The organism is Bacillus sp. GW821-FHT01G09, from assembly GCF_059422205.1.
In genome coordinates this window covers 1-26460 of the sequence record NZ_JBWKWL010000002.1, presented here as the reverse complement: position 1 = coordinate 26460, position 26460 = coordinate 1, and the positions used below count along the sequence as shown (strand labels likewise).

Annotated in this window: 27 protein-coding genes, 17 tRNA genes, 1 rRNA gene and 1 riboswitch; of the genes, 7 read left to right on the top strand and 38 right to left on the bottom strand. The window is 44.2% G+C overall.

The annotated features are described in order from the left end of the window. Nucleotides 1–13: 13 nt before the first annotated feature. From AC07VD_RS05515 to queG, 10 genes are all read right to left on the bottom strand, one after another. On the bottom strand, nt 14–679 hold the full coding sequence (locus AC07VD_RS05515; RefSeq protein WP_014476241.1) for a biotin/lipoyl-containing protein: 666 nt from the start codon (nt 677–679) through the stop codon (nt 14–16). A gap of 35 nt (nt 680–714) precedes the next feature. Continuing rightward, nucleotides 715–1179, bottom strand: a complete 465-nt coding sequence (locus AC07VD_RS05510) for a MarR family transcriptional regulator (RefSeq protein WP_003233431.1) — start codon at nt 1177–1179, stop codon at nt 715–717. A gap of 159 nt (nt 1180–1338) precedes the next feature. Further along, nucleotides 1339–2517: a sporulation protein YhbH gene (yhbH, locus tag AC07VD_RS05505; protein ID WP_003233432.1), complete on the bottom strand. Its 1179-nt coding sequence runs from the start codon at nt 2515–2517 to the stop codon at nt 1339–1341. A gap of 179 nt (nt 2518–2696) precedes the next feature. Further along, nucleotides 2697–4592, bottom strand: coding sequence for a serine/threonine protein kinase PrkA (prkA, locus tag AC07VD_RS05500; protein WP_014476240.1), 1896 nt, complete (start codon nt 4590–4592; stop codon nt 2697–2699). Between the two features lie 349 nt (nt 4593–4941). Then, nucleotides 4942–5649: a polymer-forming cytoskeletal protein gene (locus tag AC07VD_RS05495; RefSeq protein ID WP_024572712.1), complete on the bottom strand. Its 708-nt coding sequence runs from the start codon at nt 5647–5649 to the stop codon at nt 4942–4944. An 11-nt stretch (nt 5650–5660) separates the two neighbouring features. Then, nucleotides 5661–6374, bottom strand: a complete 714-nt coding sequence (locus AC07VD_RS05490; protein ID WP_029946417.1) for a bactofilin family protein — start codon at nt 6372–6374, stop codon at nt 5661–5663. Further along, entirely contained in the window at nt 6365–7006 is a 642-nt protein-coding gene (locus AC07VD_RS05485; RefSeq protein ID WP_014479247.1) for a YhbD family protein, read from the bottom strand. The genes AC07VD_RS05490 and AC07VD_RS05485 overlap by 10 nt, the downstream gene beginning before the upstream one ends. Before the next feature lie 125 nt (nt 7007–7131). After that, a complete protein-coding gene (gene trmL / locus AC07VD_RS05480) occupies nt 7132–7614 on the bottom strand; it encodes a tRNA (uridine(34)/cytosine(34)/5-carboxymethylaminomethyluridine(34)-2'-O)-methyltransferase TrmL (RefSeq protein ID WP_003233442.1) in 483 nt (160 codons plus the stop codon). 37 nt (nt 7615–7651) lie between these two features. Further along, nucleotides 7652–8587: an amidase domain-containing protein gene (locus tag AC07VD_RS05475; RefSeq protein WP_072592515.1), complete on the bottom strand. Its 936-nt coding sequence runs from the start codon at nt 8585–8587 to the stop codon at nt 7652–7654. Nucleotides 8588–8653: 66 nt separating this feature from the next. Further along, nucleotides 8654–9814: a tRNA epoxyqueuosine(34) reductase QueG gene (gene queG / locus AC07VD_RS05470; protein ID WP_124059618.1), complete on the bottom strand. Its 1161-nt coding sequence runs from the start codon at nt 9812–9814 to the stop codon at nt 8654–8656. A gap of 82 nt (nt 9815–9896) precedes the next feature. On the opposite strand from queG, the gene AC07VD_RS05465 reads away from it, so the two are divergent. Then, entirely contained in the window at nt 9897–10520 is a 624-nt protein-coding gene (locus tag AC07VD_RS05465; RefSeq protein ID WP_124059616.1) for a B3/B4 domain-containing protein, read from the top strand. Between the two features lie 90 nt (nt 10521–10610). Here the strand turns inward: AC07VD_RS05465 and AC07VD_RS05460 are convergent. Next, a tRNA-Gly gene (locus AC07VD_RS05460) sits at nt 10611–10684 on the bottom strand. A gap of 193 nt (nt 10685–10877) precedes the next feature. Between AC07VD_RS05460 and AC07VD_RS05455 the strand changes: the two genes are divergently transcribed. Both AC07VD_RS05455 and AC07VD_RS05450 read left to right on the top strand, forming a co-directional pair. Then, a complete protein-coding gene (locus AC07VD_RS05455; protein WP_009966860.1) occupies nt 10878–11078 on the top strand; it encodes a helix-turn-helix transcriptional regulator in 201 nt (66 codons plus the stop codon). Nucleotide 11079: 1 nt separating this feature from the next. Further along, nucleotides 11080–11553: a membrane protein gene (locus AC07VD_RS05450; protein WP_014476230.1), complete on the top strand. Its 474-nt coding sequence runs from the start codon at nt 11080–11082 to the stop codon at nt 11551–11553. Between the two features lie 17 nt (nt 11554–11570). Here the strand turns inward: AC07VD_RS05450 and rpsN are convergent, their stop codons facing one another. The 6 genes from rpsN to AC07VD_RS05420 form a co-directional block, all read right to left on the bottom strand. Beyond that, nucleotides 11571–11840, bottom strand: a complete 270-nt coding sequence (gene rpsN, locus AC07VD_RS05445) for a 30S ribosomal protein S14 (protein ID WP_124059614.1) — start codon at nt 11838–11840, stop codon at nt 11571–11573. 112 nt (nt 11841–11952) lie between these two features. Beyond that, nucleotides 11953–12522: a YgaN family protein gene (locus tag AC07VD_RS05440; protein ID WP_494721635.1), complete on the bottom strand. Its 570-nt coding sequence runs from the start codon at nt 12520–12522 to the stop codon at nt 11953–11955. 69 nt (nt 12523–12591) lie between these two features. After that, a complete protein-coding gene (ssuD, locus tag AC07VD_RS05435) occupies nt 12592–13722 on the bottom strand; it encodes an FMNH2-dependent alkanesulfonate monooxygenase (RefSeq protein WP_124059612.1) in 1131 nt (376 codons plus the stop codon). A 22-nt stretch (nt 13723–13744) separates the two neighbouring features. After that, nucleotides 13745–14575 (bottom strand): ABC transporter permease, encoded by an 831-nt coding sequence (locus AC07VD_RS05430; RefSeq protein ID WP_124059610.1) that lies wholly within the window; start codon nt 14573–14575, stop codon nt 13745–13747. Next, nucleotides 14572–15570, bottom strand: coding sequence for an aliphatic sulfonate ABC transporter substrate-binding protein (locus tag AC07VD_RS05425; RefSeq protein ID WP_134983321.1), 999 nt, complete (start codon nt 15568–15570; stop codon nt 14572–14574). The genes AC07VD_RS05430 and AC07VD_RS05425 overlap by 4 nt, the downstream gene beginning before the upstream one ends. Before the next feature lie 17 nt (nt 15571–15587). Further along, nucleotides 15588–16355 carry an ABC transporter ATP-binding protein gene (locus AC07VD_RS05420; RefSeq protein WP_349611946.1) on the bottom strand — a complete coding sequence of 256 codons (768 nt, stop codon included), beginning with the start codon at nt 16353–16355 and terminating at the stop codon, nt 15588–15590. Nucleotides 16356–16762: 407 nt separating this feature from the next. Between AC07VD_RS05420 and katA the strand changes: the two genes are divergently transcribed. Then, complete coding sequence (gene katA, locus AC07VD_RS05415) at nt 16763–18214, top strand: catalase KatA (protein ID WP_014476225.1); 1452 nt, start codon at nt 16763–16765, stop codon at nt 18212–18214. Nucleotides 18215–18240: 26 nt separating this feature from the next. Here katA and senS read toward each other — a convergent pair whose 3' ends face one another. Further along, nucleotides 18241–18438: a transcriptional regulator SenS gene (gene senS, locus AC07VD_RS05410; RefSeq protein WP_003245192.1), complete on the bottom strand. Its 198-nt coding sequence runs from the start codon at nt 18436–18438 to the stop codon at nt 18241–18243. A 250-nt stretch (nt 18439–18688) separates the two neighbouring features. On the opposite strand from senS, the gene AC07VD_RS05405 reads away from it, so the two are divergent. Further along, entirely contained in the window at nt 18689–20053 is a 1365-nt protein-coding gene (locus AC07VD_RS05405; protein ID WP_217017392.1) for an FAD-binding oxidoreductase, read from the top strand. 28 nt (nt 20054–20081) lie between these two features. On the opposite strand, the gene thiC is transcribed toward AC07VD_RS05405, so the two are convergent. Together thiC and AC07VD_RS05395 are read right to left on the bottom strand one after the other, a co-directional pair. Beyond that, nucleotides 20082–21854, bottom strand: coding sequence for a phosphomethylpyrimidine synthase ThiC (gene thiC, locus AC07VD_RS05400; RefSeq protein ID WP_494721634.1), 1773 nt, complete (start codon nt 21852–21854; stop codon nt 20082–20084). 131 nt (nt 21855–21985) lie between these two features. Beyond that, nucleotides 21986–22093: riboswitch (TPP riboswitch) on the bottom strand. Nucleotides 22094–22162: 69 nt separating this feature from the next. Further along, entirely contained in the window at nt 22163–22855 is a 693-nt protein-coding gene (locus AC07VD_RS05395; RefSeq protein WP_217017882.1) for a Type 1 glutamine amidotransferase-like domain-containing protein, read from the bottom strand. A gap of 41 nt (nt 22856–22896) precedes the next feature. On the opposite strand from AC07VD_RS05395, the gene AC07VD_RS05390 reads away from it, so the two are divergent. Continuing rightward, complete coding sequence (locus AC07VD_RS05390; RefSeq protein ID WP_072692951.1) at nt 22897–23169, top strand: spore coat protein; 273 nt, start codon at nt 22897–22899, stop codon at nt 23167–23169. 74 nt (nt 23170–23243) lie between these two features. Here the strand turns inward: AC07VD_RS05390 and AC07VD_RS05385 are convergent, their stop codons facing one another. After that, nucleotides 23244–23447 (bottom strand): hypothetical protein, encoded by a 204-nt coding sequence (locus tag AC07VD_RS05385; RefSeq protein ID WP_014479229.1) that lies wholly within the window; start codon nt 23445–23447, stop codon nt 23244–23246. Between the two features lie 131 nt (nt 23448–23578). Here AC07VD_RS05385 and spo0M point away from each other — a divergent pair, with 131 nt between their 5' ends. After that, nucleotides 23579–24355, top strand: a complete 777-nt coding sequence (gene spo0M, locus AC07VD_RS05380; RefSeq protein WP_494721633.1) for a sporulation control protein Spo0M — start codon at nt 23579–23581, stop codon at nt 24353–24355. A 78-nt stretch (nt 24356–24433) separates the two neighbouring features. On the opposite strand, the gene AC07VD_RS05375 is transcribed toward spo0M, so the two are convergent. From AC07VD_RS05375 to rrf, 17 genes are all read right to left on the bottom strand, one after another. After that, nucleotides 24434–24515: transfer RNA gene (locus AC07VD_RS05375), tRNA-Leu, on the bottom strand. A gap of 265 nt (nt 24516–24780) precedes the next feature. Beyond that, nucleotides 24781–24869 (bottom strand) — tRNA-Leu (locus AC07VD_RS05370). Nucleotides 24870–24876: 7 nt separating this feature from the next. Continuing rightward, nucleotides 24877–24947, bottom strand: a tRNA-Cys gene (locus AC07VD_RS05365). A gap of 5 nt (nt 24948–24952) precedes the next feature. Beyond that, nucleotides 24953–25027, bottom strand: a tRNA-Gly gene (locus tag AC07VD_RS05360). 49 nt (nt 25028–25076) lie between these two features. After that, nucleotides 25077–25148, bottom strand: a tRNA-Gln gene (locus tag AC07VD_RS05355). Nucleotides 25149–25157: 9 nt separating this feature from the next. Then, nucleotides 25158–25233: transfer RNA gene (locus AC07VD_RS05350), tRNA-His, on the bottom strand. Nucleotides 25234–25257: 24 nt separating this feature from the next. Next, nucleotides 25258–25331 (bottom strand) — tRNA-Trp (locus tag AC07VD_RS05345). 5 nt (nt 25332–25336) lie between these two features. Continuing rightward, a tRNA-Tyr gene (locus tag AC07VD_RS05340) sits at nt 25337–25421 on the bottom strand. Nucleotides 25422–25443: 22 nt separating this feature from the next. Further along, nucleotides 25444–25516 (bottom strand) — tRNA-Thr (locus AC07VD_RS05335). A 5-nt stretch (nt 25517–25521) separates the two neighbouring features. Continuing rightward, nucleotides 25522–25597 (bottom strand) — tRNA-Phe (locus tag AC07VD_RS05330). Nucleotides 25598–25609: 12 nt separating this feature from the next. After that, nucleotides 25610–25686: transfer RNA gene (locus AC07VD_RS05325), tRNA-Asp, on the bottom strand. 11 nt (nt 25687–25697) lie between these two features. Then, a tRNA-Met gene (locus AC07VD_RS05320) sits at nt 25698–25774 on the bottom strand. Between the two features lie 9 nt (nt 25775–25783). Continuing rightward, a tRNA-Val gene (locus AC07VD_RS05315) sits at nt 25784–25859 on the bottom strand. Nucleotides 25860–25868: 9 nt separating this feature from the next. After that, a tRNA-Glu gene (locus AC07VD_RS05310) sits at nt 25869–25940 on the bottom strand. Between the two features lie 34 nt (nt 25941–25974). After that, nucleotides 25975–26066: transfer RNA gene (locus AC07VD_RS05305), tRNA-Ser, on the bottom strand. Between the two features lie 5 nt (nt 26067–26071). Continuing rightward, nucleotides 26072–26146 (bottom strand) — tRNA-Asn (locus tag AC07VD_RS05300). 9 nt (nt 26147–26155) lie between these two features. After that, nucleotides 26156–26271 (bottom strand): 5S ribosomal RNA (rrf, locus tag AC07VD_RS05295). Nucleotides 26272–26460 lie beyond the last annotated feature (189 nt).

Here is a 26460-nt window from a genome sequence, read left to right as displayed (position 1 = left end):
TGACTGATCTGTTTTACTCAGAAATTTTAACAGATGCATTCATTCCAGGAAGCACCTTATCAGATGGGTTTTTGATTGAAATTTTCACAGGAATTTTTTGTGTTACTTTTGTGTAGTTTCCGCTTGAATTTGTAGATGGAAGCATATCAAAAGTTGAGTTAGTCGCATAGCCAATTTCTTCTACAGTACCGTCAAATGTTGTATCAGGGTCTCCGTCAACTACTACGTCTACACTATTTCCTACTTCAATATCCGCAATATCTGTTTCTTTAATATTTGCTGTGATGTATAGGTTGTCCATGTCAATCGTTTGTGCAATTGTTGTACCAGCTTGTACGGTTTGTCCGTTTTTCACTTCGTTTTTCACAATTGTTCCATCCATAATGGATTTTACGTCAACAGTTTGTTCGCCTTTGATTTTTGCAACTGTGTCGCCTTTTTTCACTGTTTTTCCTTCGTCCAGATCCCAGTCAGATACTTTACCTGCTGCTGGAGCAGTAATAGCAGCCATATCGCCCGCTACTTTTGCTTCATCTGTTTTTACGTAGTTTGTGCTTTGATAATAGTAATAAGCACCTCCAGCTATAATTGCAAGAACAACAATCAAACCGATAATGTTGGTCAGAATTAAACGTCCTCTGTTCATTTTGTTTTCTCCTTTCGTTTCATCCTCTATCATTTTGCGGAAAGCTGGTGAAAATATGTGAGAAGTTTTTAATTACCGCTTTTTTCTGAACAGCCTTCAGCAAGCTTCGTTAAGCTTCCGGCTAGTTTGCGCAAATACTGCAGCTGGGAGGTATCAAGCTTTTGGTACAAGCCAGCACCCATTTTTGCATATTGCACAGCGGCTTTTTCTATCAGTTCTTCCCCCTCTTCGGTTAACTGAATCATGACGATACGGCGGTCATCCGGACTGTCATATCGATTCATCAATTGGCGTTTATACAGAATATCTGTCATCCGCGTCACAGAAGCAGGCTTAAGATCAAGCGACATTGCCAGCTTGCTCAGCGGGGTGCTTCCGCTTTGATGAATTTTAAACATCAGCAAATATTGAAGGACTGTAATATCAAAAGGCTCAAGCACAATCTCCAATATCTTCTTCTGTTTTTTATATATCGCCCGAGACGTATCGAAGAGCTGTTCAAAAGTGAGCAAAGCACGTTCTGATTCAGTCAACTCCTTTTCACCTCATTCCTCAATAATAGTTCACAAGATAAAATATTAATAAATGAAAGAAGATTTGTCAAAGGAAAAATTTCTTTTTCTCCCGTATTTTTTTCGCAAGCGTTTTCTTGCTTTTATTAAATAAAAAAAAGCCCTGAAATGGGCTTTTCATTACGAAAATTGATGGCTTACACCAGACTCTTCATTTCTGAAAAAGTTCTTTAGAGCCTGAAAAACATCAGATTTCTGTTTTAAAATATAGTACTTAAATTTCTCATCTTTTACATTTTTATATGCAGACATTAACGTTGAATGCCTGTTGTACTGATTGACCTCGCCGTAACAGAATAGATTGGCCTTCTTCATAATATCATTGACCAGTTTCACACAGCGCGCGTTATCAGATGTCAGATTGTCACCGTCAGAAAAATGAAACGGGTAAATGTTATAGCGGGCGGGATTGTACTTTTCATCAATAAGCTCAAGCGACTTCCGATATACGGAAGAACAAATTGTTCCGCCGCTTTCTCCCTTTGAGAAAAAATCCTCCTCCGAGACCACTCTTGCTTCTGTATGATGGGCAATAAATTCAATTTCCACAGTCTCGTATTTTGTCCGCAAAAAACGGGTCATCCAGAAAAAGAAGCTTCTGGCCATGTATTTTTCCCAAACCCCCATACTGCCGCTTGTATCCATCATGGCTAAAACGACGGCTTTTGATTCGGGCTTTGTGATGTCATTCCACGTCTTATATTTCAGGTCCTCCGGATAAATTGGATAGAACGACGGTTTTCCTGACATTGCGTTTCGTTTAAAGGCTGACATCATCGTTCTTTTCTTATCAATATTACCGGTTAACCCTGTTTTACGGATATCATTAAACTCGATATCTGTATGAATGATATTGTCCCGCTCTTTTTGCTGGAGATTCGGAAGCTCTAATTCTTTAAAAAGCGCTTCTTCTAAATCCATTAATGAAACTTCCGCTTCATAATAATCCTCGCCTGCCTGATCACCGGCACCCTGCCCTTTTCCAGGCCCTTGTTTTTTGTCTGATCCATCCCGGGCCACAACATCTCCAACCTGGCTCTCGCCGTCTCCTTGCCCTACATGTTTATTTTTATCATAGTTATAACGGATTTTATACTCATCAAGTGAACGGATTGGGATCTTCACTACATCTTTTCCATTAGACATAATAATGCTTTCCTCAGTTACGAGGTCCGGAAGATTGTTTTTGATCGCTTCCTGCACTTTTTTCTGGTGGCGCTGCTGGTCATCGAAGCCTTTGCGATGGAGGGACCAGTTTTCCTCAGAAATCAAAAAATGGCCGCTGTCATTTTGGGACATGAATTCCCCTCCTTAACCATTTGTGGTCGTGATACATACGTATTCCGGCTTGTGCCAGATTATGAAACAAGTCTTTCGAAAAGATTTATATTCATCATATGCACAAAAGCACGTTTAATTGACAAACTATTTAGAAAATGGGACAAAATAACCCGCCCTATTCGGACGGGTCACGTTGCTTATCGGTTCAGCAGGCTGCCGACATATTTCAGCAGCTCATTGGCGCTCGTCGAGTTGTAGCCGTGCTCATCAATTAAACGGGCCACGACTTCATTTACCTTTTTCAGCTGCTGTTCATCCGGCGTTTTTGTTGAAGTCGTAATTTTAACGACATCCTTCAGATCAGCAAACAGCTTTTTCTGAATAGCTTCACGCAGTCTTTCATGGGAATTGTAATCAAACCGCTTGCCTTTTCTCGCATAGGCCGAGATGCGGATTAAAATTTCTTCGCGGAACGCTTTTTTGGCGTTTTCCGAAATGCCGATCTGCTCTTCGATGGATCTCATCAGCTTTTCGTCAGGGTTCATTTCCTCTCCTGTCAAAGGATCACGAAGCTTATTTTTATTGCAATAAGCCTCTACGTTATCGAGGTAATTGTCCATAAGTGTTTTTGCTGATTCTTCATACGAATACACAAACGCTTTTTGAACTTCCTTTTTCGCAATGTCGTCATATTCCTTGCGGGCGGCAGAAATAAAATTCAAATACCGCTCCCTGTCCTCGCTTGAAATTGATGGGTGCTGATCAAGACCTTCTTTTAAGGAGCGAAGGACATCGAGAGAATTAATCGATTCCATATTTTTTCTGATAATCGTTGAAGAAATCCGGTTGATCACGTACCGCGGATCAATGCCGCTCATGCCTTCATCATTATATTCTTTTTTCATATCCTCAACGTCGACAGAATTATATCCTTCCACACTTTCTCCATCATACAGTCTCATTTTCTTGACCAGATCAATATCCGACCGCTTCGGCTCCTTTAACCGGGTAAGGATTGAGAACATCGCGGCGACCTTCAACGTATGCGGGGCAATATGAACATCCGCCACATCGCTTTCTGCGATCATTTTTTCATAAATTCTCTCTTCCTCAGACACTTTTAAATTATAAGGAACCGGCATCACAATGATTCTTGAGTGCAGGGCTTCATTCTTCTTATTAGCAATAAATGAGCGATACTCCGTTTCATTCGTGTGAGCCACGATCAGCTCATCAGCAGAAATTAACGCAAACCGTCCAGCTTTAAAATTCCCTTCCTGTGTCAAGGAAAGCAAATGCCAGAGAAATTTCTCATCACATTTCAGCATCTCCTGAAACTCCATCATCCCGCGGTTCGCTTTATTCAGCTCTCCGTCAAACCGGTAAGCGCGCGGATCCGATTCTGAACCGTACTCGGCGATTGTTGAGAAATCAATACTCCCCGTCAAATCGGCAATATCCTGAGATTTCGGATCAGAGGGACTGAATGTTCCAATTCCCGTACGCTTATCTTCTGAAAAGAAGATGCGTTCCACCTTCACATCCTCAATTCTTCCTCCGTACTCTTCCTCCAGCCTCATGACATTTAAAGGAGAAAGACTTCCTTCTATTCTAATGCCGTATTCTCTGTAAAAGTCATCGCGTAAATGATGGGGGATTAAATGTAGAGGGTCCTCGTGCATCGGGCAGCCTTTAATCGCATATACAGCGCCATTATCTGTCAGCGTGTACGCTTCGAGACCTTTTTTGAGCATCGTGACCAACGTGGATTTACCGCCGCTCACAGGTCCCATCAGCAATAGAATCCGCTTTCTGACATCTAGACGTTTGGCAGCCGGATGAAAATACTCTTCCACTAGACGCTCCAGAGATTCTTCAAGCCCGAACAGCTCGCGGTCAAAAAAACTGTACTTCTTGCGTCCGTCAATCTCCTCTATCCCGCTGTCTTTTATCATATTAAAAACTCGAGAATGAGCAGATTGCGCGACCATCGGATTTTCTTTAATAATCTCCAAATAATCGGCGAAAGTTCCCTCCCATTTCAGCCGCTGCTCTTCCTCTCTGTACTGTTCAATTTTCTTTAATATATCCATAAGGACCTCCTCTATCATGTTTGATACACTATGCAAATAAGGTACTTTGATACAATCTATGCCGCCATCTCGTGATACATGCTTTGGTTTCTTAAAAATAAAGATACTTATACATCGTTGACAAGGCAGACTGCGACCGTTCATAATAAAGAAAAATACAGAATCATCCAGACTCGGACAGCACGGAAAAATTGAAGAGGGGGAGAGACGGTGAAAACAATCATCATGATGGGTGTCATTGTCACTTTTTTAGTATCAATTTTTACCGCAGGATACGAAAGCAAGCCTGGAAAAGAATAAAAAAGGGTGCTCCTGAAAGAGCACCCTTTTTGTATAACAGAACAATGTTTTACAGTTTTGTTTTTTCTTTAATCTGTGAATGCGGATCGCATTCATATTTGTTTTCGTACTCAATTGTTCCGATACTGCATCCCGGCCCGATGATCACTTCTTTTCCCCTGACAACTGCCGCTTCGGTATTCTCCAAATAAACCCGATCTCCTTCTATGACATCGGCGATCAGCTTCACTTTCTTCCGGTTAAAAAAACTCGCGCGTCTTTTCACTGTAATTGTTGTTCCGCCGATTTCCTGCACATGGCTTATATCATGGCTCAATCCCAGCTTGATCTCACCCGAATTTAATAACCCCGATACATCAACACAGCCTGTGACATGGAACATTTCTGTTTCACAATCACCTTTTACGCTGAGCTTCCCTTTCACATCGCAGGATTCTCCAGTCATATTCCCGCCAATTTCAGTCTGGCCTTTCAGATTGAATCGATCAAATTGAAGTGAGCCGCTGACTTTCATTGTCCCATATATATTGATTTTGCCGGCTGTCAGATCGCCTTTACATTCACTTTCTCCGAGCACACGCAACCGCTCAGTCTCTGCTTTTCCGAGAAAAAGGCCCGTTCCGTATATGCGGCAGCCTACAGCAGACAGCCCGTCTCCAACTACACCTTCTCCTTTGATGCTGACATTGTGATACGCGCCTCCTGCGGCATGCCCAGCGCCATATAATTTTAAATTTCCCAGTTTTGTTGTCTCCATTACGATCCTCCTTACAACTTTGTGGATGTTTCAACCGATGCGCTTGGATCACAGGTATAGTCCCCGCTGTATTCGACAGTTTCAATCTGGCAATCCGGGCCGATGACCACTTTATTTCCGCGCACGGTTTTCGCCTTTGTATTTGTCAATTCAATCACGTCACCTTCGATCAGCTCTGCTGTTAGAACAGGCTGCGACATCAATCTGAGCAATGTCAGCATTCCTTTTCTGCAGGTCACTTGAAGATGGCGGCAGCCGATCTCCCGCGCATAGCTTTCCCCTGCAGAAAGCTTAATGATCACCTGGTCTGCATTTAAAAGCCCGCTGATTTTGCATTTCCCTTCTGATTGAAAGGTTTCCGTTTCACAATCTGCTTCCATGACAGCTTTTCCGCTAATGTCAATGCCATCAGCCTTGACAGTGCCGCCAAATGTTGATGATCCAGCGATTTTCAATTGTTTTGCAGATACCTCTCCTTGGATAAAACCAGTGCCATTAATCCGGATAGATTCTGCTTCAACGTCTCCATGTATCTTTCCTGAACCGCTGATGGTTACCGCTTTCGCTTTGACGCTGCCGTCAGCTTTTCCGTTTCCATTAAAAGAAAAAGTATCACACTCCACGTCCCCGGCCACTGTCCCGCTGCCATTAATCTCAACAGATTGAAATGTTCCTCCCTTTGAACTTCCTGATCCGTTTATCACCAGCTTTTCCACTACATCCATTGATGGCCCTCCTGCATAAATGTTGTTTTTAATTCCTCTGAAGCTTTTAATAAATCTACCCGTTCCACAACCTTTACGGATGATTCAAACAAAATGCTGTCCGCCGCAGCCGCTATAAAACAAGTTGTGACACCGAGCTTGCGGAGCACAATCAGCTCCGTCTGTTTTTCAATCTCTTCATTATCATGCTTCTTTAATACCTCTGCAGCCATTTTTGCTTCTGCAAGGCTGACATTTCCAGACTGCAGCAGTCCCTCAAGCACATATAGCGAAAGCAAATCGCTGGATGAAAAAACCGGACTTCCTCCGTCTTCTGAATAGGCTTCAAGAGCAGGCCTTGAAACCAAACCTTTATGAAGCAATTCATCAGCGGTCATGCTGACATCCTTCATTTTCGGCGACAGCATTTCCCTCATTTCATCCAAAGACAAATTTTCTTTCATCTTTTGAATCATTGATATACGTTTTAAAATCTCCTCTCTCGGAAAAAACGTCTCTTGCCCTGTAAATGTGGATTTACGAATAAACCATTCCTCAGGTATTAAGTTTTTCCGCTTCCATCGATACAGCTGACCGTATGAAATCGATGTTCTTTCAAGTAATTCTTTTTTAGAGATTAATTGTTCTTCCATAAGTCCAGCTCCTTTGATGGGTGCATTGTAACATAACACTGTTACGTTGTTAAGCCCAAAAACGAAACAAAGCATTTCAACATCCGCAAAAAAACCCGCCCATCATCGATGAGCGGGTTTTTTCACTATTTTAAATCACGGTAATTTTGCTGGCGCAGCGCTTCATAAACAAGAATCGCGGCAGTATTGGACAGATTTAACGATCTGACATGCTCTGTCATCGGAAGACGCAGGCAGCGGTCCATATTATTTTGAATTAAATCCTTTGGCAAACCGCTTGTTTCTCTTCCGAACACGAAGAAATAATCCTCGTCAAGATCAGTGTAATCAAATGATGTATGAGGCTGCTGGCCAAATTTTGTAATAAAGAAAAACTGGCCTTTTTCATATGCCTCAAACAATTCTTCTAACGAATCATGATACACAACGTTAACAAACTCCCAATAATCGAGTCCGGCACGCTTCAGCATTTTATCATCCGTTGAAAAGCCGAGCGGACGAATCAGGTGTAGCGTTGTATTGGTTGCTGCACAAGTACGTGCAATATTCCCTGTGTTAGCGGGAATTTCTGGTTGATATAAAACGACATGTAATGCCACAATGTTCACCTCTGTTTTTCTTATCCGCCCATCATTATAACATTAATTACTCTTTTGTCGTATCATCAACGATATGAAAAAAGGCATATCGTATTGACTGCGTGTATGCCGTAGAATCCTCATATGACCAATATCTCATCCGGCTGTCATAGGTCTGGGCGTTGACAAGCGGCATATTGCCTTTGTCCTTTGCCACGACAATCGTTGTATGATTAAAGCGGCCGTCTCCTTCGAAGTCATAGCAAATCACATCGCCCGGCATCAGTTCTTCCGCTGATTTCACCCGCACCGCACGCAGTCCGGCCTTTGAATTCGACAAATACATTTTCATAGAGTGCGCCACCGTCCAGCTGTAGCTCCATGAGCTTTGTTTCATCCACCAGCCTGATCCCCTGTTCGGATGACCGCGCATCGGCGCGCCTCCTGCATGAAGACACTGAGAAATAAAATTTGTACAGTTATCGCTGAAATTTTTATAAGCAGGATTGCGCTTGTTCCAAAATTTCTCGGCATATTGGACAGCGCCGAGACGATCGTATTGAAAAGCCCTGCCAAACGCTTCTCTTTCCTCTTCAGCTTCAGAATAGTCAATAATACTGGTCCCTTCATGAAATCCAGCCGGCTTTTTCGCAATTTCCTGATCACTAATCAAAATGTGATCATACAGGAAAGCCATTCGCTCCTCTATGTGCTCTTCTATATACAAGCTGTCATCTTGTTCCTTACACACGTATTCGTAATGGATGGTATACGAAAGGCAGGTCGTTCCGTCATCCTCAACCCGCACATGATTAATCACGGCCTTTGCTTTCGCTTTTATGATGTCAACTTTACGTTTTTCCAGAAGCTTTTTCTTACGCTCCATGACTTTAAGGTCTCCGACTTGAGACTCCTGTCTCATAGCATGCCCGTTAACCAGAAAGCCCAGCCGCTCCTCCGCTAATTGTTCTAAAATGTGCTTCAAGCTCACCCCACCCGCCATACTTTTTTATAGAGAAAAAACACTTGGATGATCTCAAGTGTTTTTTCCTTCTGCTCTATACGTATGTCAGGACAGGCCTTGTTTAGTCATGCCTGAAGCTTTTAGCAACTCAATTCCTTTTTCAATTTCCAGCTTTGCCTCTTCATCCTTCTCTTTTCCCAGCGCTTTTTCAAGCTCTTCCGCGTAGGCGGGGTCTCCGATTTTTCCGATTGCCCATGCGGCTGTCCCCCTGATGACAGGACGCGGATCCTTGTGCATCAGTTCCGTCAATTCAGGCAGTGCGGAAGCATCCTTAAAATGCGCAAGCGCGAGAATGGCGTTTCGCTGAATCGGTTTTTTCCCGCGCCAAGAACCTGAGACATGCCCGAATTTCTCCTTAAATTCCCGATTACTGATGGTCAAAAGAGGCTTCAATAACGGTTTGGCAATCTCAGGATCAGGCTCCATTTCCGGATGTAGATGAAAATCCTTCCCTTTATTGAGAGGGCATACCGTTTGGCACGTATCGCACCCGTACAGGCGGTTTCCGATTTTTGTCCGGAATTCATCAGGCAAAAATCCTTTTGTCTGGGTCAGAAAAGAGATGCAGCGCTGCGCATTAAGCTGCCCGGGATTAACCAGTGCTCCCGTCGGACAGGCGTCCAAACATTTCGTGCAGGACCCGCACATATCTTCAATCGGCACATCAGGCTCAAAAGGGATATTTGTGATCATTTCCGCCAAATACACATAAGAGCCATACTCGGGTGTTGTGATCATACAGTTTTTCGCACTGAATCCGATTCCGGCACGTTCCGCAACGGCGCGATCAGACAATTCACCTGTATCAACCATTGACTTCGTTCTGATATCCTCATGCTTGCTTTTTAGAAAATCCTCCAGCAGATCAAGCTTTTCCCTCAGCACATCATGATAGTCTTTTCCCCAGGAAGCTCTGCAAAAAATGCCCCTGCGCTCAGTTCTCGTGCTTCTCGGCGCATCCTTCATTCTGGAAGGATATGCGAGAGCAATTGCCACAATTGATTTCGCTTTCGGCAAAAGAAGCTTCGGCGTCACCCTTTTTTCGATATCTGGCTCTTCAAAGCCGGAGAGATAGCCGAGTGATTCTTGAAGAATCAAACGGTCTTTTAAACTGTCAAAAGTATCAGCGGTCGTAAAACCAATCTTGTCCACGCCAATGCTTTTCGCGTATTCAATTAATTCTTCTTTGAGCTGATAAACGTTCATGTTTTGCACAGCCTCCTTTCTTTGTGATAAAACGATACAGCGTTTATAATAGGTTGATATCACGTAACTGGAGTGAATGCTAGTGAATATCAAACTTGATTCTGTTATTACTGAACGTGCGGCCGGCTTACATGCAGCTGCTGTCATTTATGAGAATATCGAAGTCGGCTCCTCACCGCAAATGCTGAAAGGCAGACTCCGCCTGTTTCAAGAATCCTTGTTTTTCGACTATGCGGACGGCGGTATGTCCGATGAATCCTTCGTCAAGGAATGGCAGGAACTCTTTAAACAGCTTAACCCTTCATTTGAGGGAGAAACAACCCCAATGGAGGACATGCTGGTCCCGATATCCAAGGAACAATTCATGGAAAGTAAAGACTCGGCCCATGACACAATCGATTTTTTCGCATTAAAATATTCTCTGCCTATTATGATTTATGATGCCGGAAAGCTTCATGAGCCGGTCCAAATCTCATTGGGAGAAAAAGAAAATATACTGCTTTTCTCTGATGAAAACGGCATTTTTGGCGATTTCAAAAACAGCGTCAACCACTATCCCGTTTCAAACGAGACTAAGAATATGCTGCAAATCATTTTTTTCCCGCCATCTATTGAGAAAAGCAGCACTGTTAACCTCTTATCATCATTAACGAAAATGTTTGAACAAATTCACGGCGGCACCCATACAGTACATTGGCTTACGTAAAAGAACACGAATGTCGTGTTCTTTTTTACATAAAAAAACGCAATACTTCGTTTATCTGAGAAACGAAACACTGCGTTAATAACGTATGTATGGAGCGGGTGATGAGAATCGAACTCACGACATCAGCTTGGAAGGCTGAGGTTTTACCACTAAACTACACCCGCATTTGTGGTTGTCAGTAACAGTACCGCTCTGACTTTTTTTATATTACATGTTTATTTATTTTTCGTCAAGGGAATATAAAAAATTTGTCGAAAAAAAGTTATCTTTTTGTAAAGTTGTTAAGTTTCATTTACATAATGTTAAGTATACTATACAATATAATCAATCGGGATTGTGAAGGGGACAGACGTCATGATGAAAAATAAAGTAAAAGAGCTGAGGGCACGCTTCGGCTATTCTCAGGAAAAACTCGGAGAAACGGTCGGCGTCACAAGACAGACTGTGGCAGCGATTGAAAAAGGCGATTATGTTCCCTCACTGCTGTTAGCACTGAAAATCTGCAAAGCCTTCTCCATGAAAATGGAGGATGTCTTTTGGTTAGAGGAGGAAAACTAAGATGAGCATGAAAACAAAAGCAGCTTTTCACCTTGTATTATTTGGCCTTGCATGCTGGACGCTGATTTCATACTTTGAAGCCTCAGAAGGCATAGCATCTTTTTTCGGCACAAAGAGCGGCGGGATGGTATTTGAATTAAACCTCACCCCCTTTATTCTGTTTGTTGCGGCGTCTGCGGTTTATTTGTACTTACAGAAAAAAAGCCGCCCTGCCAGAAAGCAGCTTCTTCTGCCTGATGAGTTTGAAGAGCAGGATGAAAGAGAGCAGATGATGACGGCAAAAGCATGCCGCGCGTCATATATCGCTGTCTACTTCTCGCTGCCTGCCGCAGCCGTTCTTCTCATTTTTTATCCGCTTTTTCAATCGCGTATTCCGTTTTTCCCTATTATTATTGTGTTTATCATCATGATCATCCAACACCTTTCCTACGTCATCTCTTTCAAGAAAAACGAAAAAAACTCCGGCGCGCTGTAATCGGCCAGAGTTTTTTCTTACCAGCTTGCTTTTTTCACACCGGGAATCTGGCCTTTATGGGCCAGCTCCCTGAAAGCGATTCTGGACATTTTAAACTTCCTCATATATGCTCTCGGGCGCCCCGTTACCATGCAGCGGTTGTGAAGCCTTCCCGGTGCTGAATCTCTTGGCAGCTTGCTGAGTGCCTCGTAATCTCCTTTTTCCTTCAACGCGCGTCTAATATCAGCGTATTGTTCAACAAGCTGTTGGCGTTTTAACTCTTTTGCCACTTTTGATTTTTTAGCCAAGTCACATAGCCTCCCTTTTAAATCGAAATTATTACGATTTAAAATGTATCATGCACCATTCAAAAAAGCAAGCATACCGCTTTGTAAAACAGACGGCCTGAAGCCGCCCATTCTAATGATGCAATTCCACATAATACAGTAACGCATCTTGATGCTTAATGAGCTCTTTTTTATGTTCAGAGGTGTGCATTGTCTCGTCAGTCCCTCTAATACTGCTGCCGATCAAAGCAGGCTTCTCGAAAGTAATCGGTTCCGGCGATGAAATATTCTGAGTCATTTCCCGTGTTGTGCTATCGTCGCGTTTCACCGATGAATCAGCCGCTATATTTCCCTGTTTATCCACAATGCCAAAATGAATGGTGGTATGTTTATTCTTTCCTTCCCCCTCTTCATTCTCAAAATAAACAAATTGTATGGTATCGGGTTTTTCCTCTGAATAATCTGCACTAGCCGGTCCTAACCTCTCAACAAGCTTTCCCTTTTGATAATGTTCGATGTACATGTCAGCTGAAGAAATACCTTCACCGATATTGACGGCTTCAGCAGTGAATGCCTGTGAAGCTGCAACATCCATTCTGTTTTTTTCAAGTTCTGATATGTCCGCCGCTTTGATTTCCATCTGTTTTGAATGTCCGCATGCTGACAGCATAGCTATGAGGCAAATGACTGCCGCGCTTCTCAATGTTTTCAGAAAAAAAGCCCCCTTTTTTTGAATATCATACCATGTTCGGGGACTGTATTTTAGTTAAACTCATGCATTTTTCTCTTTGACAAAATAAGTGTTTCCTACCGCTTCTCCCCTTTTGTTCTGAAGCTTTCTCGTCCGATCATTTTCAAACGGCAAAAGCGGAAATACAAGCTCTGCAAAATAATACGCTTCTTCTAAATGCGGATAGCCGGAGAATATAAACGATTCTATGCCGAGTGCCTGGTACTCCGCTATCCGGTCGGCAATCGTCTGCGGATCACCGACAAGAGCTGTTCCTGCCCCTCCTCTGACCAGGCCGATCCCCGCCCACAGATTCGGGCTGATTTCAAGTTTCGTCCGATCGCCTTGATGAAGGATGGCCATCCGCTGCTGGCCTGAAGAGTCGTAACGGCTCAAAGCTGCCTGCGCTTTGGCAATGGTGTCATCATCCAAGTGGCTGATCAAGCGCTCTGCCGCTTCCCACGCCTCTCGTTCAGTTTCACGGGCAATGACATGCAACCTAATGCCAAATCGAACGGATCTCCCTTCTTTTGCCGCTTGCTTTTTGACTCTCTCTATCTTTTCTTTTACTTGTTCAGGCGGCTCACCCCATGTCAAGTATACGTCTGTATGCTTTGCGGCAGCTTCAATCCCAGCCTGTGACGAACCACCGAAATAGATGGGCGGATGCGGCTCTTGCTGCGGCGGGAAAAGCAGATTGCTGTTTTCCACTTTTATATGCTTTCCTTCATAGGAAACCGTTTCTCCCTGCAAAAGTCTCCGCCAAACGGTTAAAAATTCGTCTGTTGCTTCATAGCGCTCATCATGGCTGATAAACAGGCCATCGCCTGCCAGCTCATACGGATCGCCCCCAGCCACAACGTTGATCAGCAGCCGGCCGTCTGAAATGCGGTCTAGGGTTGATGTCATTCTGGCTGCCAGAGAAGGCTGCATTAAACCAGGTCTTACCGCGACTAAAAACTTTAAGTCCTTTGTTTCTCCTGCCAGCGCCGACGCTGTAAGCCACGGGTCCTCGCACGATCTTCCCGTTGGCAGAAGAACTCCTGTATATCCCAGCCTGTCTGCCGCCTGCGCGACTTGTTTAAAGTAAAGATGATCCGCAGTCCGTCCATCACTTTCAGATCCTAAATATCTCGCGTCTCCATGAGTCGGTATAAACCAAAGAATTTCCATATTCATCTCCCCTTTATATCTTTTATCCTTCGTAGCTGTTTCTCCACTTTAACAGCTTTCGTTCCAGCAGCCTGACGAAGGAATCCGTCAGCTTTCCAACCACTGCAAAAATGATAATCCCTGCAAAGACTTTATTCGTTTGTGAAAACTGTCTCGCATCCATGATCATATAGCCGACTCCCGAGCTTGAGCCCATCAGCTCTGCCACAACGAGCCCGAGCCATGCAATGCCGAGCGATAAGCGAATGCCTAGCAATATATTGGGCAGGGCTGCCGGCAATATCACTTTGGATATCTGCTGATGCCATTTAAATTCAAGCACCCGGGCGACTTCAAACAGCTTCGCGTCAACCCCGCGGATGCCGTTAAACGTATTGATATAGACAGAAAAGAAGGCACCGAGCGCAATCAGCAAAATTTTAGATACTTCGTCAAATCCGAACCATAAAATAAACAGCGGCGTGACGGCCAGATGAGGTACGGTTCTAAGCATTTGCAACGACGGATCAAGATACAGCTCCGTCCGTTTGGAGAATCCGGCCAAAGTCCCGATCATCAATCCAAGCCCCGCGCCAAGCAAAAAACCAAGCGCCGCCCGATAAATGCTGATTTGCAGATGGCCGAACAGTTCGCCGGACAAAATAAGCTCCTTAAAGGTCAGAACAATCGTAACAGGTGTAGGCAGCACTGTAGCGGACACAACCCCCAGCCCGCCGATGACCTGCCAGATGGCAATGATGACAGCGGGCAGTAAAAGCCCCTTCATCCAGCCGTATCTCTTCCTTCCGGGCTTTTTTCGCACCGCTTCCGCATTCGTTTTGGGCAGCGAGCCCGCAGCCTCTGCTTTCATCATTGATCACCTCCTGAGGAATGTTCCTTTAATGCTTTTTTGATAAAAGTGTTATCGACAACATCCTTCACATCAATCTTCTTATCTATCGCCTTTGTTCGAAATTGAAAATCTGCTGTTTCCTGCTGCGCTTTCACAATGTCGTCACTGATGACCTCATTCAGAGGTTCAGTATTTTTCAGCACATTTTCGACGACCTTTTTATCGAGATCTTTAATGTCAGAATACAAGTCCGCTGCTTCATCCAGATGTTCCTTTTGCCATACAACGGCTTTATTAAACACCTTCAGAAAACGGACCACTTCGTCTGGATGCTCCTCTGAAAACTTTGTTCTTACTAAAGTAAAACCCGGTGAATATAAATCTGTGCTTTCTCCGTTCACAAGGATTTTTGCTCCGTGTTTCATTGTTTCTAAGGACAAGTACGGCTCCCAAATGGACCAGGCATCAACAGATCCATTTTCAAATGCGGAAGCTGCTTCATCAGGCTGAAGCTGAATAATTGTCACATCGTTAGCTGACAACCCCACTTGATCAAGCGCTTTATACAAAAAATCAAACCCGCTGCTGCCTTTGGCGACTGCAATTTTCTTTCCCTTTAAGTCCTTAACGTCTTGAATGCCGCTGTTTTGATTGACAAGGATGCCGTTTGCTTTCAAACCGTCCTGAGACAAACCGATTTCTTTAAAGTTAATGCCTGCCGCCTGTCCAGCAATCACAGGCGAATTACCGACTTGAGAAAAATCAAGTTTGTCTGCCGCAAGGCCTTCAAATTGGGGCGGACCGCTTTGAAACTCCACCCATTTCACTTTGATGCCTTCTTTTTCAAATGCATCTTCGAACCAGCCTTTTTCTTTTGCGATCAAAAGCGGGCTTAAGCTTTGCTGAATACCAATACGAATTTCCTTCAATTGTTTGTGGTCACCGCTGGCTCCATTTGCTCCACAGCCTGCGAGCAGAAAAATAACGGCTACCAATACAATGAGTCCTTTTTTCATTTCCGCTTCCGCCCTTTCTATATCCCTGATCCTTCTGCGTACTCCAAATCTTCTGTTTTCTCGAATTCCGACAGCACTCTCTGTCTGATCGCCTGGAAATCCGGAGTCGTCCGGTTCCGCGGATACGCCAGGTGAATGGGCATCAGCTTATGGATTTTCCCCGGTTTGGCCTTAAGGATCGCAAGCTCATTTCCTAAATAAACAGATTCATCTATATCATGAGTCACGAGAATCATCGTTGTTTTTTTCCTCCTCCATATATCCAGCAGCACGTCCTGCAGGTGTTTTCTTGTAAATGCGTCGAGTGCACCAAACGGTTCATCTAAAAGCAGCACCTCAGGCTCCCGCAGAAGGGCCCGGGCGATGGCTACTCTTTGTGACATGCCGCCTGACAGCTCGCGCGGATATGCTTTTTCCGATCCTTTCAATCTGACAATCTCGATCAGTTCATTCACCTTTTGTTTGACTTTTAGGTCCTTCAAATTCAAGTCGGCGGCAATATTCTGCTCAACAGTCAGCCAAGGAAAGAGGCGGTGTTCCTGAAAAATAAATCCTTGCTGAATACCCGGAGCTGTTACGCTGCGGCCGTTAATTTCAACACTCCCGTCATATTCAGAATCAAGCCCTGCAATAATCTTTAACAGGGTGCTTTTTCCGCACCCGCTCGGTCCGATAAGCGTTAGAAATTCGCCTGGTGCGATTGATAATTCTATGTTCTCTAAGACCGTGTTTTTGCGGCCCTCTTGAACAAATGCCTTTTCTTTGATGCTGATGGTCACAGCCACTTTTATCCCTCTCTTTCTGCCAACCCCGCCTTCAAAAAAAACAAAAAGGCCCCCATCTCTGTTCTTGTAGAGATGAGAGCCTTCGGCGGTCCGATCAGCTGCCCAATTGTTTTTTTGTTTGAATAACATGTTAATTCAAATTATTCCGATATGTCAACTCTTTTTTAAATACGATTTTTGATATCCTTGTTTATCACTTACTCTGCTTATTTCGCAAATAGAGAAGAAAAAATTATTTCTTCAAAAATTATCAAGTGCCATAAAAAGCTGTTCCAACAAGGTTTTTCCACACTTTCAATACTAGATATCGCTTAATAGAGATAACTATTTTATAATAATTATAAAATAATATTGACTTTTTACTTAGAGATGATATTATGTTCTTATAAATTCCAAGAGGTGATAACATGAGTTCAAATAAACTGACAACTAGCTGGGGCGCTCCGGTTGGAGATAATCAAAACTCAATGACTGCCGGTTCTCGCGGACCAACTTTAATTCAAGATGTACATCTACTCGAAAAATTGGCCCATTTCAACCGAGAACGTGTTCCTGAACGTGTTGTTCACGCCAAAGGAGCAGGCGCACACGGATATTTTGAAGTGACAAACGACGTAACAAAATACACGAAAGCCGCTTTCCTTTCTGAAGTCGGCAAACGCACACCGTTGTTCATCCGTTTCTCAACAGTTGCCGGTGAACTTGGCTCTGCTGACACAGTTCGCGACCCGCGCGGATTTGCTGTTAAATTTTATACTGAAGAAGGAAACTACGACATCGTCGGCAACAATACGCCTGTATTCTTTATCCGCGATGCGATTAAGTTCCCTGATTTCATCCATACACAAAAAAGAGATCCAAAAACACACCTGAAAAACCCTACGGCTGTATGGGATTTCTGGTCACTTTCACCAGAGTCACTTCACCAAGTGACAATCCTGATGTCTGACCGCGGAATTCCTGCAACACTTCGCCACATGCACGGCTTCGGAAGCCATACATTCAAATGGACAAATGCCGAAGGCGAAGGCGTATGGATTAAATATCACTTTAAAACGGAACAAGGCGTAAAAAACCTTGATGTCAATACGGCAGCAAAAATTGCTGGTGAAAACCCTGATTACCATACAGAAGACCTTTTCAATGCAATCGAAAACGGTGATTATCCTGCATGGAAACTATATGTGCAAATCATGCCTTTAGAAGATGCAAACACGTACCGTTTCGATCCGTTTGATGTCACAAAAGTTTGGTCTCAAAAAGACTACCCGTTAATCGAGGTCGGACGCATGGTTCTAGACAGAAATCCGGAAAACTACTTTGCAGAGGTAGAACAAGCGACATTTTCACCTGGAACACTCGTGCCTGGTATTGATGTTTCACCGGATAAAATGCTTCAAGGCCGACTGTTTGCTTATCATGATGCACACCGCTACCGTGTCGGTGCAAACCATCAAGCGCTGCCAATCAACCGCGCACGCAACAAAGTAAACAATTATCAGCGTGATGGACAAATGCGCTTTGACGATAACGGCGGCGGATCTGTGTATTACGAGCCTAACAGCTTCGGCGGTCCAAAAGAGTCACCTGAGGATAAACAAGCAGCATATCCGGTACAAGGTATCGCTGACAGCGTAAGCTACGATCACAACGATCACTACACTCAAGCCGGTGATCTGTATCGTTTAATGAGTGAAGATGAACGTACCCGCCTTGTTGAAAATATCGTTAATGCTATGAAGCCGGTAGAAAAAGAAGAAATCAAGCTGCGCCAAATCGAGCACTTCTACAAAGCGGATCCTGAATACGGAAAACGCGTGGCAGAAGGCCTTGGATTGCCGATTAAAAAAGATGCTTAATGTAGAAATGCAAAAACCCGCTGTAATCAGCGGGTTTTTTTATATTTAGTTACACATTGCGTATGCTTCTCATCAATCTTCATATAAATTTCTTCCATGAGCTCCGCGCTGTTTATAATCTCTCGTTTGTTTTTTTCAATCAGCAGCTCAAGCGGCAAAATCTGATTCCCGTAGGTTTTTCGCTTCCTGAATCGTTTTCTCCCCTTTTCTTTTTTGACTCCCATCAATAATCCCTCCTTTTTCATACAAAAAAGGCCCTTATCTAAACGATAAGAGCCTTCGGTGTTCCGATCAGCGCGATAAATTTGAAAAATTTGTACTGACCATGTTAATTCATACAATACCGACCTGTCAACTATTTTTTGAGGGTGTTGACACTGTATCAGATTGCATCCCCGCTTTTTCCTTATACACTCTTTTCCCCTGACGCATAAGCTAGAGAAACTAGAATACGAGAGAAAGAGATGTGGGAGTGTGGAAAAGACAAAATTGACCGGACGTATCGTGACACGGGATGATCCGGACTATAACGAAGCAAGAACCAATATTAACCTAAGCTTAGAAAGGTATCCTGACATCATTGTGTTTTGCCAAAACAAACAGGATGCACTCAATGCGCTGAAATGGGCGCGTGAAAACCGTGTGCCTTTCCGTATTAGAGGCGGCAGACACAGCTATGAGAACTTTTCCCTTTTAAATAACGGTCTTGTTATTGATTTAAGCGAGATGAAAAAAATAACTGTGAATCAGGATAAAAAGCTGGCCTATATTGAAGCGGGGGCTGAATTGGGAGAAGTCTATCGGACACTCTGGCAATACGGCCTGACGCTTCCCGCAGGCACCATTGCTAATGTAGGGCTCACAGGTTTAACTCTCGGAGGGGGAATTGGACTTTTAACAAGGGCTGCCGGCCTTACTTGCGACAGCCTCGTGCAGCTTGAGATGATCGTAGCAGACGAAAAAGAGGGCGCTGATCTGATTACAGTCAGCTGTTCTAATCATCCAGACTTATTTTGGGCGTCTCAGGGAGGCGGAGGAGGCAATTTCGGCATAGTCACCTCCATGACATTTAAAGCAGTGCCCATCTCTCAAGTGTCGATTTTTTCTATAACATGGGGATGGGATGATTTTGAGGAAGTATTTAACACGTGGCAGCACTGGGCCCCGTATACAGATGACCGGCTTACATCATCAATAGAGTTTTGGCCTAAAGAAGTAAACCGCATAGAAGCCCTCGGCCAATTTGTCGGGCCAAAAACAGAGTTAAAAAAACTGTTAAAGCCTTTATTGAAAGCAGGAAGCCCAACAAGCGGAATGGTAAAAACAATGCCGTTCATCGAAGCGGTAACCTTTTTTAACAGCCCGGGAGGCAATCAGCCTCAAAAAATGAAACGCTCCGGCTCTTTCATTGAAAAGCCATTATCAGAACGTGCGATTTCAACAATAAAACACTTTTTAGAGCACGCTCCGAATCAAAACGCCAGTGTCTGGCAGCAAGCACTCGGCGGGGCAGCCGGACGGATCGCTCCCGACCAAACGGCATTTTATTATCGTGATGCAATCATCGCCCAGGAATACTTAACAAACTGGACATCTCCTGAAGAAAAAAGACAAAACGTCCGCTGGATTGAGGGGCTGAGAACGTCCCTTTCGAAAGAAACGATGGGAGACTACGTAAATTGGCCAGATATCGAAATCAGAAACTGGCCAAGAACATATTACGGCGAAAACGTTGAACGACTCCGCCGTGTCAAAACGAAATATGATCCAGAAAATGTTTTCCGTTTTGAACAGAGCATTCCGCCGCTTCGACGCTCTCTGTTTTTCTACAAAAAATGAAGATGGAGCATTCTCCATCTTCATTTTTTTATTGATATAAATTGCTTCCCGTATCGACAAACTCTTTTGCTTTTTCTTTTAATCCTTTATTTATGGCTTCTGCTTCACTGAGATCGTTTTTCTTCGCATAATCCCGAATATCCTGTGAAATTCTCATGCTGCAAAATTTCGGACCGCACATGGAACAAAAGTGAGCGGTTTTTGCTCCTTCAGCAGGCAGGGTTTCATCATGGTATTCAAGGGCTCTCTCCGGATCAAGAGATAAATTAAACTGATCCCGCCAGCGGAATTCAAAACGGGCTTTCGATAACGCATCATCCCGGAGTTGCGCTCCGGGATGCCCTTTTGCAAGGTCCGCAGCGTGCGCAGCGATCTTATATGTAATGACTCCTTCACGAACATCATCACGGTTTGGCAGCCCTAAATGCTCCTTCGGCGTTACATAACAAAGCATTGCTGTCCCGTACCAACCGATCATCGCCGCTCCGATCGCTGAAGTAATATGGTCATATCCCGGAGCAATATCCGTTGTCAGCGGCCCCAATGTGTAAAAAGGCGCTTCTTTACAAAGGTCCATTTGTTTATCGACGTTCTCTTTGATTTTATGCATCGGAACATGTCCAGGACCCTCAATCATCACCTGAACATCATGCTTCCAGGCAATTTGCGTCAGCTCTCCAAGCGTCTCTAATTCAGCAAACTGCGCTTCGTCATTGGCATCAGCAATTGATCCGGGACGCAAACCATCCCCAAGAGAGAAAGCAATATCATACGTTTTCATAATCTCACATATTTCTTCAAAATGTGTGTATAAAAAGCTTTCTTGATGATGAGCCAGACACCACTGCGCCATAATCGCTCCCCCGCGTGACACAATACCAGTTGTCCGTTTGGCAGTCAGCGGTACATACCTAAGCAAAACACCCGCGTGAATCGTAAAATAATCCACTCCCTGCTCTGCCTGCTCGATTAGCGTATCACGATAAATCTCCCACGTTAAATCCTCCGCTACGCCGTTTACTTTTTCAAGCGCCTGATAAATCGGAACAGTTCCCACAGGCACGGGGCAATTGCGGATAATCCATTCACGCGTCGTATGAATATCTTTTCCGGTAGAGAGATCCATCATTGTATCTGCTCCCCAGCGGATGGCCCACGTCATTTTTTCCACTTCTTCTTCAATGGATGACGTAACCGCTGAATTCCCGATATTCGCATTAATCTTCACATGAAAATTCCGGCCGATAATCATTGGCTCACTTTCAGGGTGATTAATGTTTGAAGGAATAATCGCCCGGCCGCTGGCTACCTCGTCTCTGACGAATTCAGGAGACACATGCTCACGAATGGCGATAAATTCCATCTCAGGTGTAATGATCCCCTTTTTTGCATAGTGCATTTGTGTGACATTTTGACCTGCCTTCGCCCTCAGCGGTTTCCGCTTTAATCCTGGGTAGCTTACGTTTGGATTTGCTTTTTTATAACCGTTATCTTCTGGTTTTATAGCCCGACCTTCATACTCTTCCACGTCACCGCGCTCTGTGATCCATTTTTGGCGGAGCGGCTTTAATCCTTCTTGAATATTAATGGTTACTTCAGGGTCCGTATACGGTCCGCTTGTATCATAGACACGCACAGGCGCGTTTTCCTCTTCGCCGAACGATCCCGTCGTCGGACTCAATGCAATCTCCCTCATCGGCACTTGGATGTCCGAAGAAGAACCCTCCACGTATACCTTCTTGCTGCCTGAAAAACTTGACATAATGGAAATGTTGGCTTGCTGCACTGAATTGTTTTGCATTACTTTCCTTCCCCTCTCTACATTTGAAAGGACAAAATCAAGCCCATAACCAGCACAAAAAACCGGATTCATATAAATGAACCCGGTTACAGTCAGAAAGAAACATATTATTGCCCAGCACGACAATAACAAAAACAATTCCTCTACTTCCCCACGCTGGTACGAACCAGATCAGGTCCAAAGGGTTAAGAAGCTTACCTTCTCTCTCAGCCCGAAAGCGGGCACCCCCAGTAACTATTGATTTCGCACTCATCTTATCATAAAATCAATCTGAAAAAAAGAGGAATATAGATAATATTCAGCCAATTTCACCCTAAATATTTGACCGGCAACGGGATTTCAGCTATTTCATGTTCAGCCATCATCACCCGATATGCCTTTGCACCCGACCTTGAACTCACAGTCTGAAACAGCTGATCATTTATGAAATGGAGAGCAGCCCCATCATCCGCTGCATAGCCACTGCATAAGAACTTGTTAGATATCAGCTGGTGGTATGCCGGTCTCCGATCCTTTTCCCCGTCATAATGGGGACAAAAGCTCCCTTGCAAAAAACCTAAACTTTTCAAACTTGTCAGCGGTCCGGCTGAATCTGTCACCCCTTCTTCAAACCAGCAGATCGCATCGGCACTTAATCCAGCTACAACCACACCGTTCTTCCATGCTTCCCTGAGAATATGATCCAGCCCACACTCTTTCCATAACACAAGTAAATTCCGCGTATTTCCACCGCCAACATAAATCACGTCCATTTCCATAACAAAAGAAGCTAAATCTGTTGATGGCGGCTTAAACAAAGATAAGTGAGACGGCACACAATCCAGTGTTTTAAATGCATGATAAAACCGCTGAATATAGTTTTGGGAATCTCCGCTCGCCGTCGGCAAAAAACAAATACGAGGCTGCTCTCGTTTTGATTGATTGAGGATATATTGATCGAGGGACAAATTATCCGGATCCATCGAAAAACCCCCGCCCCCCATCGCAATAATCTGCTTCATCATCACACCCCCCAACAAAATTTGTTGCTTATTATAGCATTTTGTATAGAAGCAAGAAACAAAGCCAAATACTTTCTTATCAGGAGCTGCTAAAAAAACAAAGGAGGTGGTTTCCCATTGAACAAAGTCTTTGTCCCAAAGATATTCTTGATTTGTTAACAACAATAAAAACCAGCATTAACAAATACACTGTCGCAATAACAGAAGCCGAAAATCCCCACATCAGAAGAGCATTGCATGATCAATTAGATACAACTGTTTATCTCCATGATGAACTGTCAGATCTTCTGTTAGAAAAGGGGTGGCTCGGGTGAGCAATTACGCTTTTATCTTGCAGTAAAGACCACAAAAAGAGACGGGATCTCAAAGATGAGATGCCGTCTCTTTTTTATTGCTCCACTCTTCTTAAAGCCTCGTTTACCGTTTCTTTTATAAACGCGTCTTCACCGCTTAATCGGTCTAAACTGAGATCACCGTTTCTCAGCCTTTCGGAAATATTGTTTATATCCTCCTCTACTGTGATTTGCAGCTCACCAGCCAAAAACATTCTGTGTAATTCATCTGCAACCAAACTTTCTTTATTCACTTCCATCCACTCCTTTATTTTCTTAGTCTGTCCCTAGGCCGAGACGAATAATAGGAAAAAAGTATGAATCAGATGAATCTTTTTTCCTCCTTCTTACGTATATCTGTTGAGAAAAAAGAAAAAGGGGAAGATCTAACATGTCACTTTTTAAGAAGCTTGCGGCAAGTGCCGGAATTGGAGCAGCAAAAGTTGATACTATTTTAGAGAAAGACGCATATTTTCCTGGAGAAGAAGTACAGGGAACTGTACATGTCAAAGGCGGAAAAATCGCTCAGGACATCCGTTATATCGATTTACAGCTTAGTACACGGTATGTCATTGTAAAAGACGATGAAGAGCACCGGAAATACGCTACAATTCATTCTTTCCGGGTCACTGGTTCATTTACCATTCAGCCTGGTGAAGAGCATCAATTTCCGTTCACATTCACTCTGCCTCTAGATACGCCGATCACTGTAGGGAAAGTAGAGGTTGCCGTGGTGACAGACCTTGACATTCAAGGCGGTATCGATAAATCCGATCATGACCGCATTTTCGTTGAAGCGCACCCTTGGATTGAAAATGTGCTTGAAGCAATCGAAAACCTGGGCTTCCGTCTTAACGAAGCAGACTGCGAACAAGCGCCCTACTTCCAGCGTCGTCTTCCGTTCGTTCAGGAATTCGAATTCGTTCCGACTTCCGGATATTATCGTCAGATGCTTGATGAATTAGAGCTCATTTTCCTTTTAGACGAAGACGGTTTGGAAATCATTTTCGAAGTCGACCGCAGAGCAAGAGGACTCCGAGGGCGGCTGGAAGAGATGTATAATGACGGAGAACAGCTTGTACGCGTCCGTTTCAGCCAATCAGAGCTTGAAGATACAGAAGAGCTAGAAGAGGTGCTAGAAGAGATCCTAGACCAATACGCTGAGTAAGTATAAAAAGGAGCCGAGGCTCCTTTTCTTTAATAAAAAATAAAAACCCGTTTCTGTTAAGAAACGGGTTTTTCAGTATACCGGTGGTCGGGGTCGAACCGACACTCCAGAAGGAACACGATTTTGAGTCGTGCGCGTCTGCCAATTCCGCCACACCGGCAAGTTTTACGTCGTATCTAACCGACGAATATAAATATATCATGGATCTCATAAAGTGTCAACGTATTTCAAAAAAGTTTTTATGGAAATATAAAATAAAAGTGTTGAAAGACTAGCTATACAGCCGCTTTATAATAGGCCTCGGAACTTAACTTGTTATGATAAATCAAAGCATTAAAAAAATGATCTACATAAGTAGATCATTAATATGATTAGTTATAATGATAAAACACAAACACCAATTCAACTTACCATGTAAGTAAAATTGGTGCCGAGGGCCGGACTTGAACCGGCACGGTAGTCACCTACCGCAGGATTTTAAGTCCTGTGTGTCTGCCAATTCCACCACCCCGGCAATAAGAAGGCGACACCCGGATTCGAACCGGGGATAAAGGTTTTGCAGACCTCTGCCTTACCACTTGGCTATGCCGCCGTAATTGGAGCGGAAGACGGGATTCGAACCCGCGACCCCCACCTTGGCAAGGTGGTGTTCTACCACTGAACTACTTCCGCATTTTTAATGGACTTAATACACTATATGCAGTTGATATAAAAAGTGAGACTGGGCTAGCTGGATTCGAACCAACGCATGACGGAGTCAAAGTCCGTTGCCTTACCGCTTGGCTATAGCCCAATGATAATATGGGGCGATTGATGGGAATCGAACCCACGAGTGCCAGAGCCACAATCTGGTGCGTTAACCACTTCGCCACAACCGCCATAATCTCAAGATGTCATAAATTTGGCAGGGGCAGTAGGAATCGAACCCACACCGGAGGTTTTGGAGACCTCTGTTCTACCGTTAAACTATGCCCCTATAAATGGTGGAGGGGGGCAGATTCGAACTGCCGAACCCTGAGGGAGCGGATTTACAGTCCGCCGCGTTTAGCCACTTCGCTACCCCTCCACATTAAATTTTGAAAAAACAGTGCCGGCAAGAGGACTTGAACCCCCAACCTACTGATTACAAGTCAGTTGCTCTACCAATTGAGCTACACCGGCATAGGTGGTGGCTCGGGACGGAATCGAACCGCCGACACACGGATTTTCAGTCCGTTGCTCTACCAACTGAGCTACCGAGCCTAAGTATTTAAATGGCGGTCCGGACGGGACTCGAACCCGCGACCTCCTGCGTGACAGGCAGGCATTCTAACCAACTGAACTACCGGACCATTTTAAAATTTGGTTGCGGGGGCAGGATTTGAACCTGCGACCTTCGGGTTATGAGCCCGACGAGCTACCGAACTGCTCCACCCCGCGATGATATAATGGTGGAGGATGACGGGCTCGAACCGCCGACCCTCTGCTTGTAAGGCAGATGCTCTCCCAGCTGAGCTAATCCTCCATCATATAATGACCCGTACGGGATTCGAACCCGTGTTACCGCCGTGAAAGGGCGGTGTCTTAACCGCTTGACCAACGGGCCCAGACTTTCAATTGTAATTATGTATAAGTATCAGTGGCGGAGAGCAAGGGATTCGAACCCTTGAGACGGAGTTGACCGCCTACACGATTTCCAATCGTGCTCCTTCGACCACTCGGACAGCTCTCCAATAATGGCTCCGCAGGTAGGATTCGAACCTACGACCGATCGGTTAACAGCCGATAGCTCTACCACTGAGCTACTGCGGAATGAAGTCTGCCTGGCGATGTCCTACTCTCACAGGGGGAAACCCCCGACTACCATCGGCGCTGAAGAGCTTAACTTCCGTGTTCGGCATGGGAACGGGTGTGACCTCTTCGCCATCATCACCAGACAATTTCAGTGACATTTAACATTATACTATGTATTCTTGAGAAAATCAAGTGTTTTTTTGAAAAAACTTATTCTCTCAAAACTAGATAACAGGTGTGACATCATTCAAAATGTGGTTAAGTCCTCGATCGATTAGTATCTGTCAGCTCCATGTGTCGCCACACTTCCACCTCAGACCTATCAACCTGAT